Annotated in this window: 22 protein-coding genes; 13 read left to right on the top strand and 9 right to left on the bottom strand. The window is 68.4% G+C overall.

All coding sequences use genetic code 11. From position 1 onward, the window contains the following. Window positions 1-651, bottom strand: a complete 651-nt coding sequence (locus tag ACE3QC_RS10430; protein WP_374407907.1) for a Tim44/TimA family putative adaptor protein — start codon at window positions 649-651, stop codon at window positions 1-3. A gap of 251 nt (window positions 652-902) precedes the next feature. Here ACE3QC_RS10430 and secB point away from each other — a divergent pair, with 251 nt between their 5' ends. The 6 genes from secB (at window position 903) to ACE3QC_RS10400 (ending at window position 5,864) form a co-directional block, all read left to right on the top strand. Beyond that, complete coding sequence (secB, locus tag ACE3QC_RS10425; RefSeq protein ID WP_374407905.1) at window positions 903-1,427, top strand: protein-export chaperone SecB; 525 nt, start codon at window positions 903-905, stop codon at window positions 1,425-1,427. Between the two features lie 44 nt (window positions 1,428-1,471). Continuing rightward, window positions 1,472-3,070 carry a murein biosynthesis integral membrane protein MurJ gene (gene murJ, locus ACE3QC_RS10420; protein ID WP_374407903.1) on the top strand — a complete coding sequence of 533 codons (1,599 nt, stop codon included), beginning with the start codon at window positions 1,472-1,474 and terminating at the stop codon, window positions 3,068-3,070. A gap of 40 nt (window positions 3,071-3,110) precedes the next feature. Continuing rightward, window positions 3,111-4,136, top strand: coding sequence for a tryptophan--tRNA ligase (trpS, locus tag ACE3QC_RS10415; RefSeq protein WP_374408061.1), 1,026 nt, complete (start codon window positions 3,111-3,113; stop codon window positions 4,134-4,136). 167 nt (window positions 4,137-4,303) lie between these two features. Further along, window positions 4,304-5,020, top strand: coding sequence for a DUF4136 domain-containing protein (locus ACE3QC_RS10410; RefSeq protein WP_374407901.1), 717 nt, complete (start codon window positions 4,304-4,306; stop codon window positions 5,018-5,020). 133 nt (window positions 5,021-5,153) lie between these two features. Continuing rightward, window positions 5,154-5,510 (top strand): hypothetical protein, encoded by a 357-nt coding sequence (locus ACE3QC_RS10405; RefSeq protein ID WP_374407899.1) that lies wholly within the window; start codon window positions 5,154-5,156, stop codon window positions 5,508-5,510. Between the two features lie 99 nt (window positions 5,511-5,609). Beyond that, window positions 5,610-5,864 carry a hypothetical protein gene (locus ACE3QC_RS10400; protein WP_374407897.1) on the top strand — a complete coding sequence of 85 codons (255 nt, stop codon included), beginning with the start codon at window positions 5,610-5,612 and terminating at the stop codon, window positions 5,862-5,864. A 38-nt stretch (window positions 5,865-5,902) separates the two neighbouring features. On the opposite strand, the gene dut is transcribed toward ACE3QC_RS10400, so the two are convergent. Together dut and ACE3QC_RS10390 are read right to left on the bottom strand one after the other, a co-directional pair. Next, entirely contained in the window at window positions 5,903-6,364 is a 462-nt protein-coding gene (gene dut, locus ACE3QC_RS10395) for a dUTP diphosphatase (protein WP_374407895.1), read from the bottom strand. Beyond that, the gene (locus tag ACE3QC_RS10390; protein WP_374407893.1) at window positions 6,361-7,644 is read right to left on the bottom strand and encodes a bifunctional phosphopantothenoylcysteine decarboxylase/phosphopantothenate synthase; all 1,284 of its coding nucleotides are present in this window, start codon (window positions 7,642-7,644) and stop codon (window positions 6,361-6,363) included. Before ACE3QC_RS10390 ends, dut begins: the two co-directional genes overlap by 4 nt. A gap of 122 nt (window positions 7,645-7,766) precedes the next feature. Between ACE3QC_RS10390 and ACE3QC_RS10385 the strand changes: the two genes are divergently transcribed. Then, window positions 7,767-8,150 (top strand): DUF4345 family protein, encoded by a 384-nt coding sequence (locus tag ACE3QC_RS10385; RefSeq protein ID WP_374407891.1) that lies wholly within the window; start codon window positions 7,767-7,769, stop codon window positions 8,148-8,150. A gap of 5 nt (window positions 8,151-8,155) precedes the next feature. Here ACE3QC_RS10385 and ACE3QC_RS10380 read toward each other — a convergent pair whose 3' ends face one another. The 3 genes from ACE3QC_RS10380 to ACE3QC_RS10370 all read right to left on the bottom strand — a co-directional run bounded on the left by ACE3QC_RS10380 (window position 8,156) and on the right by ACE3QC_RS10370 (window position 11,027). After that, on the bottom strand, window positions 8,156-8,611 hold the full coding sequence (locus tag ACE3QC_RS10380) for a hypothetical protein (RefSeq protein WP_374407889.1): 456 nt from the start codon (window positions 8,609-8,611) through the stop codon (window positions 8,156-8,158). A 6-nt stretch (window positions 8,612-8,617) separates the two neighbouring features. Beyond that, window positions 8,618-10,174 (bottom strand): 2-polyprenylphenol 6-hydroxylase, encoded by a 1,557-nt coding sequence (ubiB, locus tag ACE3QC_RS10375; RefSeq protein ID WP_374407887.1) that lies wholly within the window; start codon window positions 10,172-10,174, stop codon window positions 8,618-8,620. A 109-nt stretch (window positions 10,175-10,283) separates the two neighbouring features. Continuing rightward, window positions 10,284-11,027: a class I SAM-dependent methyltransferase gene (locus ACE3QC_RS10370; RefSeq protein WP_374407885.1), complete on the bottom strand. Its 744-nt coding sequence runs from the start codon at window positions 11,025-11,027 to the stop codon at window positions 10,284-10,286. Window positions 11,028-11,083: 56 nt separating this feature from the next. On the opposite strand from ACE3QC_RS10370, the gene mutM reads away from it, so the two are divergent. The 4 genes from mutM (at window position 11,084) to ACE3QC_RS10350 (ending at window position 15,344) form a co-directional block, all read left to right on the top strand. Then, complete coding sequence (mutM, locus tag ACE3QC_RS10365; RefSeq protein WP_374407883.1) at window positions 11,084-11,899, top strand: bifunctional DNA-formamidopyrimidine glycosylase/DNA-(apurinic or apyrimidinic site) lyase; 816 nt, start codon at window positions 11,084-11,086, stop codon at window positions 11,897-11,899. A gap of 129 nt (window positions 11,900-12,028) precedes the next feature. Beyond that, window positions 12,029-12,289, top strand: a complete 261-nt coding sequence (rpsT, locus tag ACE3QC_RS10360; protein WP_374407881.1) for a 30S ribosomal protein S20 — start codon at window positions 12,029-12,031, stop codon at window positions 12,287-12,289. Between the two features lie 427 nt (window positions 12,290-12,716). After that, window positions 12,717-14,186 (top strand): chromosomal replication initiator protein DnaA, encoded by a 1,470-nt coding sequence (dnaA, locus tag ACE3QC_RS10355; protein ID WP_374407879.1) that lies wholly within the window; start codon window positions 12,717-12,719, stop codon window positions 14,184-14,186. A 384-nt stretch (window positions 14,187-14,570) separates the two neighbouring features. Next, on the top strand, window positions 14,571-15,344 hold the full coding sequence (locus ACE3QC_RS10350) for a ThiF family adenylyltransferase (protein WP_374407877.1): 774 nt from the start codon (window positions 14,571-14,573) through the stop codon (window positions 15,342-15,344). 123 nt (window positions 15,345-15,467) lie between these two features. Here the strand turns inward: ACE3QC_RS10350 and ACE3QC_RS10345 are convergent, their stop codons facing one another. Further along, window positions 15,468-16,190, bottom strand: coding sequence for an NAD-dependent deacylase (locus ACE3QC_RS10345; protein WP_374408059.1), 723 nt, complete (start codon window positions 16,188-16,190; stop codon window positions 15,468-15,470). A gap of 35 nt (window positions 16,191-16,225) precedes the next feature. On the opposite strand from ACE3QC_RS10345, the gene dapB reads away from it, so the two are divergent. Continuing rightward, a complete protein-coding gene (gene dapB, locus ACE3QC_RS10340) occupies window positions 16,226-16,954 on the top strand; it encodes a 4-hydroxy-tetrahydrodipicolinate reductase (RefSeq protein WP_374407875.1) in 729 nt (242 codons plus the stop codon). After that, window positions 16,951-17,601, top strand: a complete 651-nt coding sequence (gene nth, locus ACE3QC_RS10335; protein WP_374407873.1) for an endonuclease III — start codon at window positions 16,951-16,953, stop codon at window positions 17,599-17,601. Before dapB ends, nth begins: the two co-directional genes overlap by 4 nt. Window positions 17,602-17,713: 112 nt before the next feature. Here the strand turns inward: nth and ACE3QC_RS10330 are convergent, their stop codons facing one another. Further along, complete coding sequence (locus tag ACE3QC_RS10330) at window positions 17,714-19,048, bottom strand: dicarboxylate/amino acid:cation symporter (protein WP_374407871.1); 1,335 nt, start codon at window positions 19,046-19,048, stop codon at window positions 17,714-17,716. A gap of 26 nt (window positions 19,049-19,074) precedes the next feature. Further along, entirely contained in the window at window positions 19,075-20,229 is a 1,155-nt protein-coding gene (gene dapE / locus ACE3QC_RS10325) for a succinyl-diaminopimelate desuccinylase (RefSeq protein WP_374407869.1), read from the bottom strand. Between the last annotated feature and the right edge of the window lie 44 nt (window positions 20,230-20,273).

Raw genomic sequence — 20,273 nt, 5'->3', positions numbered from 1 at the left:
TCAGCCTTCGTCGGTTTCGTCGAGCAGCCAGTTCGGATCGGGCGAATCGACCATGCGGCTGAAGGTCCAGACGTCGCGGCTCTCGATCGCGTCGTCGAGCGATCCGGCGACCATGTTGCCGTCCACATCGCGCGTCACCGCGGCGATATCGGCGACGAAGCGCACCGCGATGCGCGCCTGCCGCCCGTCGAGATCGGCGCTGTGGATCATCGCCTCCTCGATGCGGATCAGCCGGTTGTCGAGCGTCTCGCCCGCTTCCTCGCGCGCGGCGATCGCGGCGTCGAACCCGGCATAGACGTCGTCGTCGCACATTTCCTTGAGCGTCTCGCGATCGCCCTGCCAGAACGCCTCGAGCACCATGGCGTAGGCGCCCTTCGCGCCTTCGAGAAATCCGGTGATGTCGAACGAGCGGTCAGCCGCTGCGATCTCCTGCACGCCGCGCTCGACCGCAGGCACCACGCCGGCCGGGCGCGGTAGCGGCGCGGCCTGGCGGCGCACGGGCGCGGCGGCAGGCGGCGGAGCCTGCTTGCCATCCTCGAAACGAGTCGGGATCGCCTCCTCCTCGTGCTCGGCGCGGCGGCCGAGGACCGAGTAGAGCCGCATGCCCAGAAAGGCCGCGATCATGGCGAGGATGACGATTTCGTAGATCACAATTTCCGTCCGTCTTTCGCTTGGCAACGGCGAACAGCCGCGTCCGATCCAATCGTGCCCTAGATAGTGCAAAAATACAAATGAACAACGCGTGTCGCCGCGCGCCCGACGCAGGCCGCCGCGCATGCCGCGCCACGCGCGGCGCCGTGTTGCGGGACGCTGCCGGGGGTGCTAGGCGCGCCCCGAAACTCCAACGCGCCCCCGCACCGCGAGGATCGCACCCGATTCCACTGACGAAAGCGTATTCCACCATGGCCGACGAAGCCGACGTTCTGACCGATCTCAACCTCGATGCCGCGCCCAACGGCGCCGACAACCAGCCCGCCGCCGGGATCATCGCGCAATACGTGAAGGACCTGTCGGTCGAAGTGCCCAACGCACCGGCCTGCTTCCAGTGGAAGGACACGCCGCAGGTCGACGTACAGTTCAACATCGCCGCGCAGCAGGTCGACGGCGAGGTTCACGAGGTCGAGCTCAAGATCAACGCCACCGCCAAAGCCGAGCAGGGCAACGCCTTCATCGTCGAACTCGCCTATTGCGGCCTGCTGGGCATGCGCAACATGCCCGAGGAACAGGCGCATGCCTTCCTCTACGCCGAAGCACCGCGCCTGCTGTTTCCCTTCGCGCGCCGCATCCTGGCCGATGCCAGCCGCGACGCGGGCCAGCAGCCGCTGATGATCGATCCGATCGACTTCAACGGCCTCTACCTCCAGCGCCTCCAGGCCAAGCGGCAGCAGGAGGCCGCAGCGGGCGACGCCCCCGCGGGCGAAGCCTGACGCCACGCGCACGGGGCATGATCCGTGAGCCCTGAGCTCCAGCCGTGAGCCTGGTCAGAAACGTCGGCACGATCGGCGGGCTCACCGCCGTCAGCCGCGTGTTCGGCTTCGTGCGCGACATGCTGCTCGCCCGCGTGCTCGGCGCGGGGCTCGCGGCGGACGCCTGGCAGCTCGCCTTCACCCTGCCCAATACCTTCCGCCGCCTGTTCGCGGAGGGGGCGTTCAGCGTCGCCTTCGTGCCGATGTACACGCGCCGCCTGCACGATGCCGAGGACGGTGGCGAAGCCGCAGCGGACGCCTTCGCGGGCGACGTGCTGTCGGTGTTCGTATGGGTGCTGCTCGGCTTCAGCGCGCTGTGCATGATCGCGATGCCGGGCATCGTGTGGCTGCTCGCGCGAGAATATCAGGACGTGCCGGGCAAGTTCGAGCTGTCGGTGCTGCTCAGCCGCACGACCTTCCCCTATCTCGCGCTGGTCAGCCTGGTGGCGATGCTGTCCGGCCTGCTCAACGCGCGCAGCCGCTTCGCCCCCGGCGCTTTCGCGCCGGTGCTGCTGAACGTGGTGATGATCGCGGGGATCGTGATCGGCTGGCGGATGCGCGGCGAGGGCGGGGACGACCGCGTGGTCGCCTGGGCGCTGGCGATCTCGCTGACGCTCGCGGGCGTGGCGCAGCTCGTCTATATGTGGTGGGCGACCCGGCGCGCGGGAGTGCGGTTGAAGATCACCCGCCCGCGCTTCACGCCCGAGGTGAAGCGGCTGGGGATGCTGATCCTGCCCGCCACCTTCGGCGCGGGGATCTACCAGATCAGCCAGCTCGTCGACACGTTCTTCGCCACCAGCCTGCCGCAGGGCTCGCTCACGCTGCTCAAGATGGCCGACCGGCTCAACCAGATGCCGCTGGGCATCTTCGGCATCGCGCTGGGCACCGCGATCCTGCCGATGCTGGCGCGCCATATCCAGACCGGCGACGACCGCGAGGCGCAGCGCCTGCAATCGAACGCGATCGAGATCGGCACGCTGCTGACCCTGCCCGCCGCCGCCGCGCTGGCGATCTGCGGCGAAGCGTTCGCCACCGGGATCTTCCAGGGCGGCAAGATGACGCTGGGCGACACGCAGATCATGGGCGCGATCGTCGTCGCGCTGGTTGCCGGGTTGCCCGCCTACGTGCTCATCAAGGTGCTCCAACCCGCGTTCTTCAGCCGCGAGGACATGCGCACCCCGGTGTTCGTGGCGGCGGGCGCGCTGGCGATCAACATCGCGCTCAATTTCTACGTCGTGCCGCGCTACGGCATCGTCGGGCTGGCGGCGGCGACCGCGATCACCGCCACGCTGAACGTGGCCGCGCTCTACACCGTGCTCCAGTTGCGTGGCTGGTTCCGCTTCACTGGCAAGCTGGCCGGGCGGATCGCGCGCCAGATCGCCGCGACGGCGGCGATGGCCGCGCTGCTGCTGTGGCTGACCCCCGCGCTGGCGCCATACTGGACGGGGGAATGGTACGAGCGGGTGTGGTCGCTCGCGGCGCTGGTGGTGGCGGGCGCCGGGGTGTTCTTCGGCGTGGCATGGGCGATCGGCGCCCTCGACAAGGACCTGATCGCCCAGCTACGGCGCAAGCGCCCGGCAACGCCGGTCGACCTCGCCGAATAACCCTCCAGTTTATCGAGTTCCTTCCATGCGCCCCAAGACAGTGCGAGTCGTTTCCGGCATCCAGCCCACCGGCAATCTCCACCTCGGCAATTACCTTGGCGCGATCCGCAACTGGGTGCGTATGCAGGACGAGATGCCCGAAGAAGGCGACTGCCTTTTCTTCTTGGCTGACCTGCACGCGATCTCGATGCCGCACGATCCGGCGGAGCTGCGCCGCGCGACGCTGGAAATGGCCGCTGCACTGGTCGCCTGCGGGATCGACCCGGATCGCTCGATCCTGTTCAATCAGGCGCAGGTGCCCGCCCATGCCGAGCTGCAATGGCTGCTGAACGGCACCGCGCGCATGGGCTGGCTCAACCGGATGACGCAGTGGAAGGACAAGGCGGGCAAGAACCGCGAGGGGCAGTCGATCGCGCTGTTCGCCTATCCGGTGCTCCAGGCCGCCGACGTGCTGCTCTATCAGGCGACTCACGTGCCCGTGGGCGAGGACCAGAAACAGCACCTCGAACTGGCGCGCGACATTGCGCAGAAGTTCAACAACGACTTCGCTTCTGCCGATGCGCCGGTGTTCACCCTGCCCGATCCGATCACCCCGCCCGATGCGGCGCGCATCATGAGCCTGCGCGACGGCATGGCGAAAATGAGCAAGTCCGACCCGAGCGAGATGGCGCGGATCGAACTGGCCGACGATGCCGACACCATCATGAAGAAGGTGAAGAAGGCGAAGACCGATCCCGAGGCGCTGCCGTCCGAAGCGGCGGGGCTGGCCGGGCGGCCCGAGGCGGCGAACCTCGTGGCGATCTACGCCGCGCTCGCGGGCAAGACCGCCGATGCCGTGCTCGCCGAATATGGCGGGCAGGGCTTCGGCGCGTTCAAGCCCGCGCTGGGCGACTTGCTGATCGAGAGCTTCGCGCCGATCACCGGCCGCTTCCGCGCGCTGATGGACGACCGCGAGGCGCTCGACGCGATCCTCGCGCGCGGCGCGGCGCGGGCACGCGAGCTGGGCGGGCCGACGCTTGATGCGGCCTATCGCGCGCTCGGCCTCGTTCGCGGCGACACGCAATAGCCGCAATTTCCATACGATCCGGCTGAATTCGCTAAACTTTTGCGAATCGGCATATTCAAACGCCATTCAGCCCGACCGCTTTACAAAACGGTTCATCGATGACAGCGTGCGACTGCCAAGGGGGACGGCCGCGCTGTACGTTACCGTATTCGTAAAGGACTGACACCATGAGCACCCAAAACAGAAAATGGGGTCGCACGTTGAGGCTGGCAGCCGTGCCGGTCCTGCTGGCCGGGCTCGCCGCCTGCGCCACGCCGTTCAAGGCCGACGTGTCGCGCTTCCAATCTCAGCTTCCCGCGCCGCAAGGCCAGACTTTCGCCGTCGTGGCGGACGATCCGGCGCTCGCCGGCGGGCTCGAGTTCGCGCAATATGCCGACTACGTCGAATCCGAGATGTCACAGCTCGGCTATTCGCAGACCTCCCCCGACAACGCCACTTTGCTGGTCCGCTTCGACTACGGCGTCGACAACGGCCGCGAGCGCGTGCGATCGACTCCGGGCTTCCGCGATCCGTTCTACGATCCGTGGTACGGTTTCTCGCGCCGCCCGGTCTACGTCCGCACGCGCAAGGGCTATCGCGTGGCGTATGCCCCCTCCCGCGCTTGGGGCTACGGCTTTTATGATCCGTGGTTCGGTGGCGGCGGCCGCGACGTCTACAGTTACACCATCTACACCAGCGGCGTGAACGTGAAGATCGACCGCGCGGCCGATGGCGAACGCCTGTTCGAAGGCAAGGCGGAAGCGGTCTCGACCTCTGACCGTCTGCAATACCTCGTCCCCAATCTGGTCGAGGCGATGTTCACCGATTTCCCGGGCAATTCGGGCGAGACGGTGCGCATCTCGATCAAGCCGGAAGGCGAGAACACGGTGCGCCGGATCGACTGACCCGGTCACACGACCCGATCACCGAAGGGCGGGCCCGCGCGAGCGGGTCCGCCTTTTCGATATCCGCGGCCTCGATTGAAGTCGCGCGTTCTTGCTTCCTGCCTGCCGAGAGCGCATCTGGCGCGCGGCCTTCATGACGCTTTCCCCCGCCCTCCTGCGCTTCCGCCTCGTCGCCGCCGTGCTGCTGGCCGTCGCGTGCCTGCAGGCGGCGACGCCCGATTCGTTCGGGATCGAGCGGCGGCACGGTTCGGCATTCGCGCTGTCTACGGTCGAGGTCGCGACCGCGCCCGGACAGCGCAAAGCGGACCACGGACAGGTCGTGCCGCTCGATCCGCCCGTGCCGCCCGCGATACCCCGCGAGGCACCGACCCACGTGGCTGCCGCTTCCACCGGGAACACGGCGGCCGCGCTGCCCCCGCAGACCGGCCCGCCGCGGCTGCCCGCGGTCACCAGCCTCACGCTCGCACCGCGCGCACCGCCCCGCGCCTGAGTTGCCCTTCCGCCCGGCCTTGCGGCCGACAGCGAACGCAATTCAGGTGATGACATGCAGACACAACACGACCGGGCGTCCGCGCCCGATGAACGGCGCATGGCGATCGAAGCCATGGTCGCCCGCTACCCCGATCTCGACGACAGCGAACTGGCCGAGGTGCTCGGCTGGTTCGGCAAGGAAGCGACCGCGCACGAGGTGGCGATGGTCGCCAGCAACGAGCGGCTCGCCGCGCCTTACCGGCGGCTGCGCGCCGAGCATCTCGACCGTCTGAGCGCGAAGGAGAAGATCGCCGCCGCGCTGGTCGGCCTTCTCGTGCTCGGCGGCATCGCCGGGCTCTACGTCTCGGTTTGAGCGAGGGCGGGGCGGGCGGCGGCGATCGTCCGCCCCGTTCAGGCCAGCTTGGCGTGGCCGCCGGTCGATCCGAAACCGCCCGCCCCGCGCGCGGTTTCGTCGAGATCGGCGACCTCGTCCCACGCGGCGCGCGTCACCGGGGCGAGCACGAGCTGCGCCACACGGTCGCCGCGCGCGATCGCGAACGGTTCAACCCCGTGGTTGATGAGGATCACCTTCACTTCGCCGCGATAGTCCGAATCGATCGTGCCCGGCGTGTTGGGCACGCCGATCCCATGCTTGAGCGCGAGGCCCGAGCGCGGGCGGACCTGGATCTCGTAACCCGGCGGGATCGCGACCGCGAACCCGGTCGCCACCGCGTGGCGCGCGCCCGGCGCGATCTTAACGTCTTCCGCCGAAACCACGTCCATCCCCGCCGCGCCTTCGGTGGCGTAGCGCGGAAGCTCGAGGCCCTGCCCATGCGGCAGACGCCTGATCGCGACGGGAATCGGCTGGCTCATCGGTCCTCGCTCGTTTGCAGGTGTTGGGCGATCCGCTCGACGAGCGCGCGCGCGACCTCGCGCTTGGGGCTGCGCTCGAGCGTCTCCACACTACGTGCGGTGACGATGTGGACCGCGTTGCTCTCGCCGCCCATGACGTCTCCGGAAACGTCGTTGGCGACGATCCAGTCGGCGCCCTTGCGGTCGCGCTTGGCCTTCGCGTTGTCGACCACGTCGTCGGTTTCCGCCGCGAAGCCGATCAGCAACGCGGGCCGCTGCGTGTCCTTCGCCAGCGCGGCGAGAATGTCGGGATTTTCCGCCAGTTCCAGCGCGGGCGGCGCCTCGCCGCGCTTCTTGATCTTCCGCTCGGCGAAATCTCTACTGCGCCAGTCGGCCACCGCCGCGACCATCACCGCGACATCGGCGGGCAGCGCGCCGTGCACCGCACCGGCCATCTCGCGTGCCGATTCGACGTCGATTCGGTCCACCCCGGGCGGCGTCTCGAGCGATACCGGCCCGGCGACGAGCGTGACCCGCGCCCCGGCAGCGGCGGCGGCGGCGGCGATGGCGAAGCCCTGCTTCCCGCTCGAGCGGTTGGCGATGTAGCGAACCGGGTCGATCGGCTCGTGCGTGGGGCCCGCGGTAACGAGCACGTGGCGGCCGTAGAGCGGGCGATGCTCGGCCTCGGTGTCAAAATCGGGCTGGCCGGAGAGCGGGTCGCCGCCGAGGGAGGCGTGGTGGGGGGCGTCGAGACCCGCCGCGATCGCCTGCCAGATCGTCTCGGGTTCGGGCAGGCGGCCGGGGCCGTATTCGCCGCAGGCCATCGGGCCGTCGTCGGGCTCCATCACCGTAACGCCCGATTCGCGCAGCCAGGCGACGTTGCGCCGGGTCGCGGCGTGCTCCCACATGCGCACGTTCATCGCCGGGACCGCGAGCACCGGCTTGTCGGTCGCGAGCAGCAGTGTCGTCGCGAGATCGCTGGCGATGCCCGCGGTCATCTTCGCCAGCAGGTCGGCGGTCGCCGGGCACACCACCACCAGATCGGCGTCGCGGCTCAACTGGATATGACCCATCTCGGCTTCGTTCTTGAGATCCCACAGCGTGGTATAGACCGGGTTCTCGCTGAGCGCGGCGAGCGTCATCGGAGTGACGAACTGCGCTCCGCCCTCGGTCAGCACGCACGTCACTTCGCCGCCCGCCTTGCGGATCAGCCGCACCAACTCGCACGCCTTGTACGCCGCGATCCCGCCGCCGACGACGAGCAGCACGCGCGGCGAGCCCGAAGGGGTGTCACCGGCCATGGTCGATCGCTCCCGTTGCCATTGCCTTCCCGTGCCATCCTCGCGCGCGATGGTAAAGATTATGCTGGCGAAACCGGCCCCGCGCTCTGTAGACCGGGCGGCGAAACGGCGGAGGGAACATCATGCGTATCGTGCTGACGGCGCTCATTTTCGTGGGCGGGCTGTTTTTCCTGGTGACCGGGGCGGGGTTCCTGATCGACCCGGTCGGATCGGCGCAGAGCTTCGGCATCGCGGCGCAGGGCCCGACCGGGCTCGCCGCGATCCGGGCGGACATGACCGCGTTCTTCGTCGTCGCCGCGGTGTGCATGATATTCGGCGCGTGGCGCCGCAACGGCGACCTGCTGCTGGTGCCCGCCGGCCTGTTCGGCGTGGCGCTGCTCGGCCGTATCGTCAGCGTGGCGGCGGACGGGACCGATCCGGGCTTCTGGGCGCCGATGGCGATCGAGGCGCTGTGCGTTATCGTGCTGCTCGTCGCCAGCCGCGTGCTGCCGCACCCGCAGACCTGAGGCGCTCAGGCGAAGATATCCGCGTCGACCTCGTTCAATGCCGCCACGCTGGCGTTGAGCATACGCCGGCACATCAGCGCACCGACGAGGCCAAGGAAGGCGAGCAGCATAAAAGCGACGAGCACGCTCGTCGTATCTCCCCCCACGCCACCGATCAGGCCGCCCGTCAGACCGCCGACGGCAAAACCCGCGACGGCCCAGGCTCGCCGCGACAGCCAGCGCCGATCGGTTGCGCCGACCCGTAGCATTAGCGCGCCCGATACAAACGCCAGCGGCGTGGCGACCACGAGACCGAGAATCAGGCCGACGATCATCGCCACGATCGCTACGCCTCCTGCGCCCGCCCCTCCCGATCCGAAGATCGCGAGCAGCAGCACGAGCAAGCCGCCAAGGAACCCGAGAAACGGTCCGACCAGCAGAGCGGGTTTCAGCATCGCTCGCAACGCCTCGCCCCACTCCATGCGGGATCAGCCGATCCAGCCCAGCGCCATCGCGCCGGCCACCGCTCCGCCGCCGAGCGCCGCCGCCAGCAGATAGCCCGGCCACACGCGCCGCTTGCGCTCGCGGCGTTCCCACATCAGCTCGATATGCGGCAGCGGCGGCGGTTCGGGCGCGCCGCCCTTGGCGGGAAAGCGGTCCTCGATCCGGCGGACGAGGTCGGGGATGCGCAGCAGCGTCGCGGTATCCTCGCGGATGCGGTCGGCCAGCGCGGCCTCGGGGCCCAGCTCGTCGCGGATCCAGTTGCGCACGAACGGTGCGGAGACGTCCCACATATTGATCGCGGGATCGAGCTGGGTGGCGATCCCTTCGACCATCACCATCGTCTTCTGCAGCAGCAGCAGGTGCGGCTGGGTCTGCATGTCGAAATCGCGGGTGATCGCGAACAACCCGTCGAGCATCTGGCCGACCGACAGCTCGCTCACCGGCTTGCCCCGCATCGGCTCGCCCACCGCGCGCAGGGCGGTCGCGAACTCGTCGACCGAATGGTAGGCGGGCACGTATTGCGCCTCGAAATGGATCTCGGCCACGCGGCGATAGTTGCCGGTGGTGAGGCCATAGAGGATTTCGGCGAGCCACTGGCGCGCGCGGCGGTCGATCCGCCCCATGATCCCGAAATCGATCGCCACGATCGTGCCGCCGTCCTGCACGAACAGGTTTCCCTGGTGCATGTCGGCGTGGAAGAATCCGGCGCTGATCGCCTGGCGCAGGAACGCGAGCACCAGCCGCCGCGCGAGATCCGGCAGATCGTGCCCGGCGGCGATCAGCGCCTCGCGGTCGGAGATCTTGATCCCCTGCACCCATTCGACCGTCATCACCCGGCCATTGGTGCGGTCCCAGTCGATCGCGGGAATGCGATAGCGTTCGACCCCGTGCATCGCCTCGGCCAGTTCGCTGGCCGAAGCCGCCTCGCGCCGCAGATCCAGCTCGCGGTTGGTCCAGCGGCGGAAATTGGCGATCGTCAGCCGTGGGCGCAGCCGCGCCGCCTCGCCGCCCAGCGCCTCCAGATGCGCGGCGGCCCATTCGTAAGTCTGGATGTCCTTGGCGAAGCGTTCGCGGATGCCGGGCCGCAGCACCTTCACCGCGACCTGCCGCCCGTCGGTCGTCACCGCGCGGTGAACCTGCGCGATCGACGCCGCGCCCACCGGCACCGGGTCGATCTCGGCGAACAGCATGTCGATCGGCTGGCCGAAGCTCGCAGCGATCGCGCGTTCTATCTCCTCGAACGGCACCGGCGGCAGGCTGTCCTGCAACGACAGCAGGTTGCGCGCCGCATCCTCGCCGACGATGTCGGGCCGGGTGGCGAGCGACTGGCCGAGCTTGATCGCCGCCGGGCCGATCTCGCGAAACGCGCCCGCGTAGTCGGGCTGCGCGGGCTGGAATGTGCCGAAGCGCGCCACCCGCGCGAGCCGCTGGACCGGGCCGGGGGTGTTCGGATCGTTCTCGATCCCGCGCAGCGCCCCGTGCCGCGCGAGCGTGCGGCCCCACTTGAGCAGGCGGAAAATGTGCGTGGCGGGCTTGGTCATGCGGCGCTTACACCCACTCTCTTGTCATCCCCGCGAACGCGGCAATCCACGGTGCAGCGGCCGGTCCATGGCTTCCCGCCTTCGCGGGAATGACAGAGGGAGAGCATGGCTAAGCCTTCCACCCCGAATGGATCGCCACCAGCCCGCCCATGATCGGCTCCACCCGCGTGTTCACGAACCCCGCCTCGCGGATCATCGCCTCGAATTCGGGCATCGGCGGGAAGCGGCGGATCGATTCGATCAGATAGCGATAGCTGTCCGCGTCGCCCGCGATGGCCTTGCCGATCTGCGGCACCAGCTTGTGCGAGTAGAGGTCGTACACTTCCTTGAAGCCCGGCCATTCGGTGGTCGAGAATTCGAGGCAGTAGAACCGCCCGCCATACTTGAGCACCCGGTGCGCCTCGGCCAGCGCCTGGTCGATCCGGGTCACGTTGCGGATGCCGAAGGCGATCGTATAGGCATCGAACATGGCGCGCGGATAGCCGAGCTCTTCGGCGTTCTGGCACGACCAGGTGAGGCCCGCGATCCCGCGCTCGATCGCGCGCTCTATCCCGACGTCCAGCATGTCCTGGTTGATGTCGGCCACCGTCACTTCGGCGCCGCGCGCGGCCATGCGGAAGGCGATGTCGCCGGTGCCGCCCGCCATGTCGAGCACCGCTTCGCCGGGCTGCGGCTTCACGCGGCGCACGAAGCGGTCCTTCCACAAGCGGTGCATCCCGCCCGACATGGCATCGTTCATCACGTCGTACTTCGCCGCGACGTTGGAGAAGACCGCGCCGACGCGGCTCGTCTTCTCGTCGGGAGCCACCTCTTCGTAACCGAAGGATACCTTGTCGTTCGCGGTGTCGTTCATGGAGGTGGGCCTTACGGACAATTGCCGGCCCGGCAAAGGGTGTTAGAGGGTGGTGCATGCCCGAGCTTCCCGAAGTCGAAACCACGGTGCGCGGGCTGGCGCGTTTCCTCGAAGGCGAGCGGATCGTGCGGGTCGCCGTCAACCGGCCCGACATGCGCCGCCCCTTCCCGCCGCAGCTCGCGCAGATGCTCACCGGCGCGCGCGTCACCGGCCTTTCGCGGCGGGCGAAGTTCGGGCTGATCCACACCGATCGCGGGCAGACGCTGGTGTTCCACCTCGGCATGAGCGGGCGCTGGCGGATCGATCCCGATACGCCGGGCAAGCACGACCACCTCGTGATCGAGACCGCCGATCATCGCTTCGCCCTCAACGACGCGCGCCGGTTCGGCTGGGTCGATCTGGTCGATACCGATTCGCTCCCCGCCTGGCCCTCGTTCGCCGCGATGGGGCCGGAGCCGCTGGGCGAGGCGCTGACCGCCGGGCACCTGCACGCCGCGTTCGCCGGACGCAGGCAGGCGATCAAGCTGCTGCTGCTCGACCAGCGGATCGTCGCCGGGCTGGGCAACATCTACGTTTGCGAGGCGCTGTTCCGCGCCCGGATCAATCCGCGCAAGGCGGCGGGGCGCGTCTCGAAGCCGGCGCTCGCCCGGCTGGTGCCCGCGATCCGCGAGGTGCTCGAACAGTCGATCGCCGACGGCGGATCGTCCTTGCGCGATTATGCCGCGCCCGACGGCGAACTCGGCTATTTCGCGCGCTCGTTCGACGTCTACGGGCGCGAGGGGCAGCCGTGCCGCCGCGACGACGATGGCATCGTGCGCCGCGTGGTGCAGGGCGGGCGCAGCACCTGGTTCTGCCCGTGCTGCCAGAAATGAGCGCCATGCTTGACGATTCGGCACCCCGCAGCTAAGGCGCGCGCTTTCCGGTGGGGCATCCCGCCGCTTCCGCAAGTTTACTCGAAGGAATCCGGCCTCCTCGCAAGGCGGCCCGAGACAAGGACGAACATGGCCAATACGCCGCAAGCCAAGAAGCGCATCCGTCGCAACGCCAACCGCGCCGAAGTCAACGGTGCGCGCATCAGCCGCATCCGCAGCTTCCTCAAGAAGGTCGAAGTCGCGATCGAAGGCGGCGACAAGAAGGCGGCTTCCGAAGCGCTCAAGACCGCGCAGCCCGAAATGGCGCGCGGCGTGGCGCGCGGCGTGCTCCACAAGAACACCGTGGCGCGCAAGATGTCGCGCCTGTCGAAGCGAGTCGCCGCGCTCTGATTCGGCGCCCGCGCAGGCGCGCGGTACCGGCATCTTCTGTTTCATTCCGGGCCGGCGCGGCGAGCGCCGGCCCTTTTCTTTTGCCGGTCCGAACCGGAGCGTGCTGGAAAATGGCGGAACTGCGCGATTCGCATCGCCGCCGCCGCCTTTTTGCAGCAGTTTCATGGACTTGAACGCAAGTCTGCGGGGTTGCATCGAGTCAATCTCTTTATTTCGGATTTTTTACAGCGCGCCCTCTTGCGACTCATCCCAAGCGCTTCAATAAGGGGCCTCGGCACGGGGCGGGACAGCTGGTGCCTCCATAGTACTGGCCGCAGGGGTGCAGCTCGGATCGCATGCGATTCCGGGCGAGGGCGAAGCTTTGGCCGATGCGCACGGAACAATGATGAGTGCCGGCGGGGTCCGGAAGCGACGGGGTCTGGACGAGATGGCAAGCAAGATCGGTGAAGCGAACGCTGCCTGGAACAAGAGGCGAGAGGAATCGATGGAAGATCTCGAAGCGGTGAACCTGGCTGCGGATTGGGCGGATATCAGCCAGGGCCTGCGAAAGGATCTCGGTCACCAGCTCCACAGCCAGTGGATCAAGCCGATCCAGCTCGGCGGTTTCTGCGACGACACCGGCACGCTCGATCTCTACCTGCCGACCGAATTCTCCGCCGACTGGGTGCAGGACCGCTTTGCCGACCGCCTTTCGCTCGCGTGGAAGATCGCGCGCAGCGAAGTGCGCAACGTGCGCATCTCCGTCCATCCCGGCCGCCGCAAGCTGCCCGAACTGAGCCTCAGCGGCGACGGCCGCCGCGCCGCGAACGACAGCGCCGATTCGTCGCTGATCGCGGTCGCCGCGGGCACCGTCGGCGAGCAGGGGTTCACCTCGTCGGTCGGGCTCGACCCGTCGCTGACTTTCGCCGCCTTCGTCACCGGCGAGACCAACGTGCTCGCGTGCAACGCCGCACAGCGCATGGCCGCGACCGAAACCCCGCAGTTCAGCCCGCTCTATCTCAAGGCCGCCACCGGCCACGGCAAGACGCATCTGATTCACGCGATCGGCCACGCCTATCTCGCCAGCCACCCGCGCGCGCGCATCTTCTACTGCAGCGCCGAGCGCTTCATGGTCGAATTCGTCCAAGCGCTGAAACAGAACCAGATGATCGAGTTCAAGGCGCGGCTGCGCAGCTTCGACCTGCTGCTGGTGGACGACATCCAGTTCATCATCGGCAAGGCGAGCGCGCAGGAAGAACTGCTCTACACGATCGACGCGCTGCTGGCCGAAGGCAAGCGGCTGGTCTTCGCCGCCGACCGCGCGCCGCAGGCATTGGACGGGGTCGAGCCGCGCCTGCTCAGCCGCCTGTCGATGGGCCTCGTCGCCGACATCGCCCCGGCCGATATCGAGCTGCGCCGCTCGATCCTCGAATCCAAGCTCACCCGCTTCGCCCCGCTCTCGGTGCCCGAGGACGTGATCGATTTCCTCGCGCGCACCATCACGCGCAACGTGCGCGAACTGGTCGGCGGGTTGAACAAGCTGATCGCCTACGCGCAGCTTACTGGGCAGGAGGTCTCGCTCCAGCTTGCCGAGGAGCAGCTGACCGATATCCTCTCGGCCAACCGCCGCCGGATCACGATCGACGAAATCCAGCGCACCGTGTGCCAGTTCTACCGCATCGACCGTGCCGAGATGTCGAGCAAGCGCCGCGCGCGCGCCGTCGTCCGCCCGCGTCAGGTGGCGATGTATCTCTCTAAGGTGCTCACCCCACGCAGCTACCCCGAGATCGGGCGCAAGTTCGGCGGCCGCGACCATTCGACCGTGATCCACGCGGTGCGCCTGATCGAAGACCTGCGCACCCGCGACGCCGACATGGACGGCGACGTGCGGAGTTTGCTCAGGCAGCTGGAGAGCTGATTTTTTTTGTTTTTCGCCCGCCCATCCGGGCGTGCGTCCTCGGCGCTGTTCCCTCCGCTTCGCTACGGGGCGCCTGCGGGCGGCCGTTCGGCCTTGCGGTCCGCAGGCCGCGGACCGGAATTTCGCCCGACAGAAATGGCTAGGAATGTCCTGGTGCCTGACAGCAATGGCTTGGAAGAGTCCGGTCGGCGACCAGCCGACCGCAAGCGCGAACGCGCGCCCGCAGCGACGCGACCGCAGGTCGCATGAGCGAGGATAGCCAAGCGGGCCGGATGGCCCGCGCCGGCGCTTGAGGCGCAAACAAAAAACTCCGCGCGGATACCTTCCCCCAACCAAAAAATCCGCTTCTCGACACACCCCCCGCACCCTGCCAACAGCTTGTCCATGCCCCTCCCCCCCGAACGCATCGATCGCTTCCAGCGCCATATCGTTATCCCCGAGATCGGCGGCGCGGGGCAGGTCGCGCTGGCTGACGCGCACGTGGCGCTGGTGGGGCTCGGCGGGATCGGCAGCCCGGCGCTGCAGTACCTCGCCGGCGCGGGCGTCGGGCGGCTGACGCTGATCGACGACGGGCGGGTCGAGCTGTCGAACCTCCAGCGCCAGACGCTCTATGCCGAGCGCGATATCGGTCACCGCAAGGCGGTGGCCGCGCGGCGCTGGCTGGCGAATTTCGATCGCGAGATCGCCGTCGAACTGATCGACCACCGGATCACGCCCGCAACCGCGCCCACCGCGATCGCGGGCGCGGATCTCGTGCTCGACGGGACCGACAACTTCGCCACCCGGCTCGCGGTGTCGGACGCCTGCGTCGCGGGCACGGTGCCGCTGCTCTCGGCGGCGGTCGGCCGCTTCCAGGGGCAGGTCGGCGCCTTCGCCGGGCACCTGCCGGGCGAGGCCTGCTACCGCTGCTACGTCGGCGACGCCTTCGACGCCGACGATTGCGACACTTGCGCCGAAGACGGCATGCTCGGCGCGATGGCGGGCTGGACGGGTACCTTCGCCGCGATGCAGGCGGTGCGCGTGCTGCTGGCGGGCAAGGCCGCGCTCGGCGATCCGCAATGGAGCCGCCTCCACCTCCTCGACGGCCTCGCCCCCGCGATGCGCAGCTTCCGCGTGGCGAAAGACCCGGCGTGCCGGGGGTGCTCGGTCACGCCATGATCCCCGAGCCGCAAGAGCGTCCCCACAAGCCATCACATATGTCATTCTCTGGCATGATCTGAACGGCTGAGGTCCCGCGCCATGGATTTCCGCGTGTGCGGGAATGATAAGTTTAGTGAAAGGTCAGCGAAGCATCTCATCCACCCACGCGGGCACCAGTTCGCTTGCCGGGCCGAGGCGGGTCTCGTCGAACCAGGCCGAGCCTTCGCTGCGCGCGAGGTTGAGTTCCAGCGTCCGTGCGCCCAGTTCGCGCGCGTCGCGCACGAAGCCGGCGGCGGGATAGACCGCGCCCGAGGTGCCGATGGAAACGAACAGGTCCGCCTCGCTTAGCGCGGCGTAGATCCGCTCCATCTCGTAGGGCATCTCGCCGAACCACACGACATCGGGCCGCAGCGCGGACGCGCCGCATTCGGGGCAAGCCGGGCGCTCCATCATCGGCGCCAGCCAGGCCCCCCGCGCGTCGCACGCGGTGCACCAGGCGTCGGTCGTGCCGTGCATGTGGAGCACGCGGGCGGAACCGGCGCGTTCGTGCAGGTCGTCGATGTTCTGCGTCACCAGCAATAACCCGCGGCCCTGTTTCTTGGGCCACTCGGCATCGAGCCGCGCGAGCGCTTCGTGCGCGGGATTGGGCCGCTTGCTCGCGATCGCCGCGCGGCGCATGTCGTAGAAGCGCAGCACCAAGTCGGGATCGCGCGCGAACGCCTCGGGCGTGGCGACATCTTCCACCCGGTGCTTCTCCCACAGCCCCATCCCATTTTGGCCCCCGCCACCCCGAAAGGTATCGATCCCGCTCTCCGCGCTCACGCCCGCGCCGGTGAGGATGACGATGTTGCGAATGTCTGCCATGCCCGCCATGAAGCACGGCATTTCGGGGACTGGCAATGGCACGCATCGGCATCATCGGCAGCGACGGGCGCATGGGGCAGGCGCTGGCCCATGCGATCGAGGGCGGGGGGCACGAGAGCGCGGGCGGCATCGACCGCGGGGGCGACGCGGCGGGCCTCGCCGACCGGAGCGAGGCGCTGGTCGATTTCTCCGCCCCCGTCGCGCTGGAAGCGAACCTCCATGCCGCGATCGGCGCGGGCATTCCGATCGTTGTCGGGACCACCGGGCTGGAGGATCGCCACCACACCGCGATCGACAACGCCGCGCGCCAGATCGCCGTGCTGCAGACCGGCAACACCTCGCTCGGCGTCACGCTGCTCGCTCATCTCGTGCGCGAGGCGGCGGCGCGGCTGGGGCCGGACTGGGATATCGAGATCGTCGAGATGCACCACCGCATGAAGGTCGACGCGCCCTCGGGCACCGCGCTGCTGCTGGGCGAGGCGGCGGCGGCTGGGCGCGGCGTGGCGCTCGCCGAAAACCGCGAGAGCGGGCGAGACGGCCATACCGGCGCGCGCGGCGAAGGGTCGATCGGCTTCGCCGCCTTGCGCGGCGGCACCGTGGCGGGCGACCATTCGGTGATCCTCGCGGGCGAGCAGGAGCGGCTGACCCTCTCCCACCACGCCGAAAGCCGCGCGATCTTCGCGCGCGGCGCGGTCCGCGCGGCGGAATGGCTGATCGGCCGCGCGCCGGGCCGCTACACGATGGACGACGTGCTCGGCCTGTGAAGAAAGACGAAATCTTCGAGTTTTTCCGCCTGCTGGCGGAGGACAATCCCGCGCCAGAGACCGAGCTGGAATACGGCAACGCGTTCCAGCTCGTCGTCGCGGTGGCGCTATCCGCGCAGGCGACCGACGTCGGCGTCAACAAGGCGACGCGGCGGCTGTTCGCGCAAGTCGAGACGCCGCAACAGATGATCGCGCTGGGCGAGGACGGGCTGAAGGATCACATCAAGACGATCGGCCTGTTCAATTCCAAGGCGAAGAACGTGATCGCGCTCAGCCACATGCTGGTCGACGAATACGGCGGCGAAGTGCCCGACACGCGCGAGGCGCTGGTCCGCCTGCCCGGCGTGGGGCGCAAGACGGCGAACGTGGTGCTCAACTGCTGGTTCGGGCAGGAAACCTTCGCGGTCGACACGCACATCTTCCGCGTCGGCAACCGCACCGGTCTCGCCAAGGGCAAGACGCCCGAACAGGTCGAGGCGAAGCTGGAAAAGCGCGTCCCCCAGCCCTTCCGCCTCCACGCCCACCACTGGCTGATCCTGCACGGCCGCTACATCTGCAAGGCGCGCACACCCGAATGCTGGCGCTGCCCGGTGGTGGAGCTGTGCAGCTTCAGGAAGAAGGTGCTGGAAAAGCCGAAGGGGCGGTGATCATCCGCCACCCCGTCACCCTGAACGTGTTTCAGGGTCCATTTCTCCTGCCGAGGTGCCGGCCCAGGAGATGGATGCTGAAACGAGTTCAGCATGACGGATGAGGGAGAGTTCAGGCCGTCGCCCCCGCACCCTCCCCCGGCAAATCCGGCGACAGCGTCGAGATCGTCTGCGCCGCCACCAGGTCGCCGACCACGTTCAGCGTGGTGCGGCACATATCTAGGAAGCGGTCGACGCCCAGAATCAGGCCGATGCCCGCCGGGTCCACGCCTACGCCCGCGAGGATCAGCGCGATCACCGGCAGCGATCCGCCCGGCACGCCCGCGGTGCCGATTCCGGCGAGGATGCAGATCAGCATCACGAACGCCTGATCGGCGATCGACAGGTCGATCCCGAAGAACTGCGCGAGGAACAGCACCGTTACCCCTTCGAACATCGCGGTGCCGTTCTGGTTGGCGGTCGCCCCGATGGTCAGCACGAAGCGCGCCACGCGGCGCGGCAGCTTCAGCTCGGTATCAGCGACGCGCAGCGCGGTGGGCAGCGTGGCGTTGGAGCTGGCGGTGGAGAACGCCATCACGCTCGCCTCGCGCGTCTGGCTGAAGAACGCGAACGGGTTCTTCTTCGCGACGAATTTCAGGATCAGCGGGAAGACGCCGAACATCTGGATCGCCAGAGCCGCCAGCACCACCGCGACGAAGGCGGCGAGCTTGAACAAGAGGTCCCACCCGAACTGCGCGGTGAGGTTGAACATGAAGCAGAAGATCGCGATCGGCGCGAGCTGGATGACGAAGCCGATCAGCTTCATCGCCACTTCGAACACGCCCTCGATCGCGTCCTTGAGCGTCTCGGTCCGCTTCGTTTGCACGAACAGCAGGCCGATGCCGAAGAACAGCGCGAAGAACATCACCGCGAGGATATCATTGGAGGACATCGCCTCGACGATATTGCTCGGCACGATGCCGATGACCTGATCGACCCCCGCGGAGCTTTCGCGGCTCGCCGCCACGATGCTGGAAGCGCCTTCCGCCCCTTCGGCCAGCAGTTCGGCGGCGGCGGCCGGGTCGATGCCCTGTCCGGGCTTCACCAGGTTCACCAGCGTGATCGAAATCGCGACCGCGATCGAGGAGACGATCACGGTGTAGAGCAGCGTCCTGAGGCCCACCTTGCCGAGCGAGCGGACCTCCCCCATCTCGGCGATGCCGACCACCAGCGCGCTGAACAGCAGCGGGATCACCAGCATGAACAACAGCCGCAGGAAGATCTGCCCGATCGGGTTGGTGACGTAGGTCACCACCTGCTCGACCCACGCCGCGTCGCGCGCAAAAGTATAGACCAGCAGCCCGGCGGCGAGGCCGAGAATGAAGCCCAGCGCGATCCGCACCTGCAGCTTGCCGTGGCCGGCGGGCGCGGCTTCCTCCGCCATTTCGGCAGCATCCTGGCTGGCCATTCGTCGCGTCCCCCTTCTCGTTCGTGTCAGTCGGTGTGCGTATCGCCGCGCAGCGCGGCAACGGCGATCGCTGCGTAGATGCGGCCTAGCGCATCGAGGTCGCCCAGCGCCACCGCCTCGTCGCGCTTGTGCATCGTCGCGTTGACGAGGCCGAACTCGATCACCGGGCACAGATCCTTGAGGAACCGCGCGTCCGAGGTGCCGCCGCTGGTCGAGGCTTCGGGCACCACGCCCGTCTCCGCCTCCACCGCCGCGGCGATCAGCGCGGAGAATTCGCCCGGCGGCGTCAGGAACGGCTCGCCCGAGATCACCGCGAGCGCCCGCCCGCCGTGGCGCTCGGCGATTTCGGCCACCTTGGCTTCGAGCGAAGCGCCCGAATGCCGGTCGTTGAAGCGGATCGAGATACGCGCCCGGGCCTTGGCCGGGATCACGTTGTGCGCCGGGTTGCCGACCTCCAGATCGGTCACCTCGAGGTTCGAGGGCTGGAACCACTCGGTGCCTTCGTCCAGCACCAGCGCGTCGAGCTCGGCCAGCATCGCGACGAGCTTCGGAATCGGATTGTCGGCGTTGTGCGGATAGGCGACGTGGCCCTGCGTCCCTTCGACCTCGAGCCAGACGTTGACCGAGCCGCGGCGGCCGATCTTCATCATGTCGCCCAGCCGGTTCACGCTGGTCGGCTCGCCCACCAGGCACAGGTCGGGGCGGATTTCGCGCTCGCGCATCCAGTCGATCAGCGCGCGGGTGCCGTGGAGCGCGGGCCCTTCCTCGTCGCCGGTGACGATGAAGCTGAGGGTGCCCGCCTCTTGCGGGACTTCGGATGCCGCCGCGACCATCGCCGCGATCGCGCCCTTCATATCGACCGCGCCGCGCCCGTAGAGCAGCTCGCCTCTCCGCTCCGGCGCGAAGGGGGCGCTGGTCCACCCCTCGCCCGGCGGCACCACGTCGACGTGCCCGGCGAAGGCGAAATGCCGTGAACCTTCCGGCCCCGCCCGACACGCGAACAGGTTCTCGACCGCGCCGCCGTCCGCCGCGTCGCCCCGGCTGAACCGCTGGACCGCGAAGCCGAGCGGCGCGAGCATCCCTTCGAGCACGTCGAACACCAGCCCCGTGGCGGGCGTCACGCTGGGCGCGGCGATCAGCTTTTCGGCAAGCACGGCCGTGTCGGATATTGTCGCGGTCATCGCGAACCGGGTAAACGAGTGCGACGCAGCTTTCCAGCCAGCGG

The sequence above is a fragment of the Pelagerythrobacter sp. genome, assembly GCF_041912895.1.
GTDB lineage: Bacteria > Pseudomonadota > Alphaproteobacteria > Sphingomonadales > Sphingomonadaceae > Pelagerythrobacter.
This window is presented reverse-complemented; position numbering and strand designations above follow the sequence as displayed.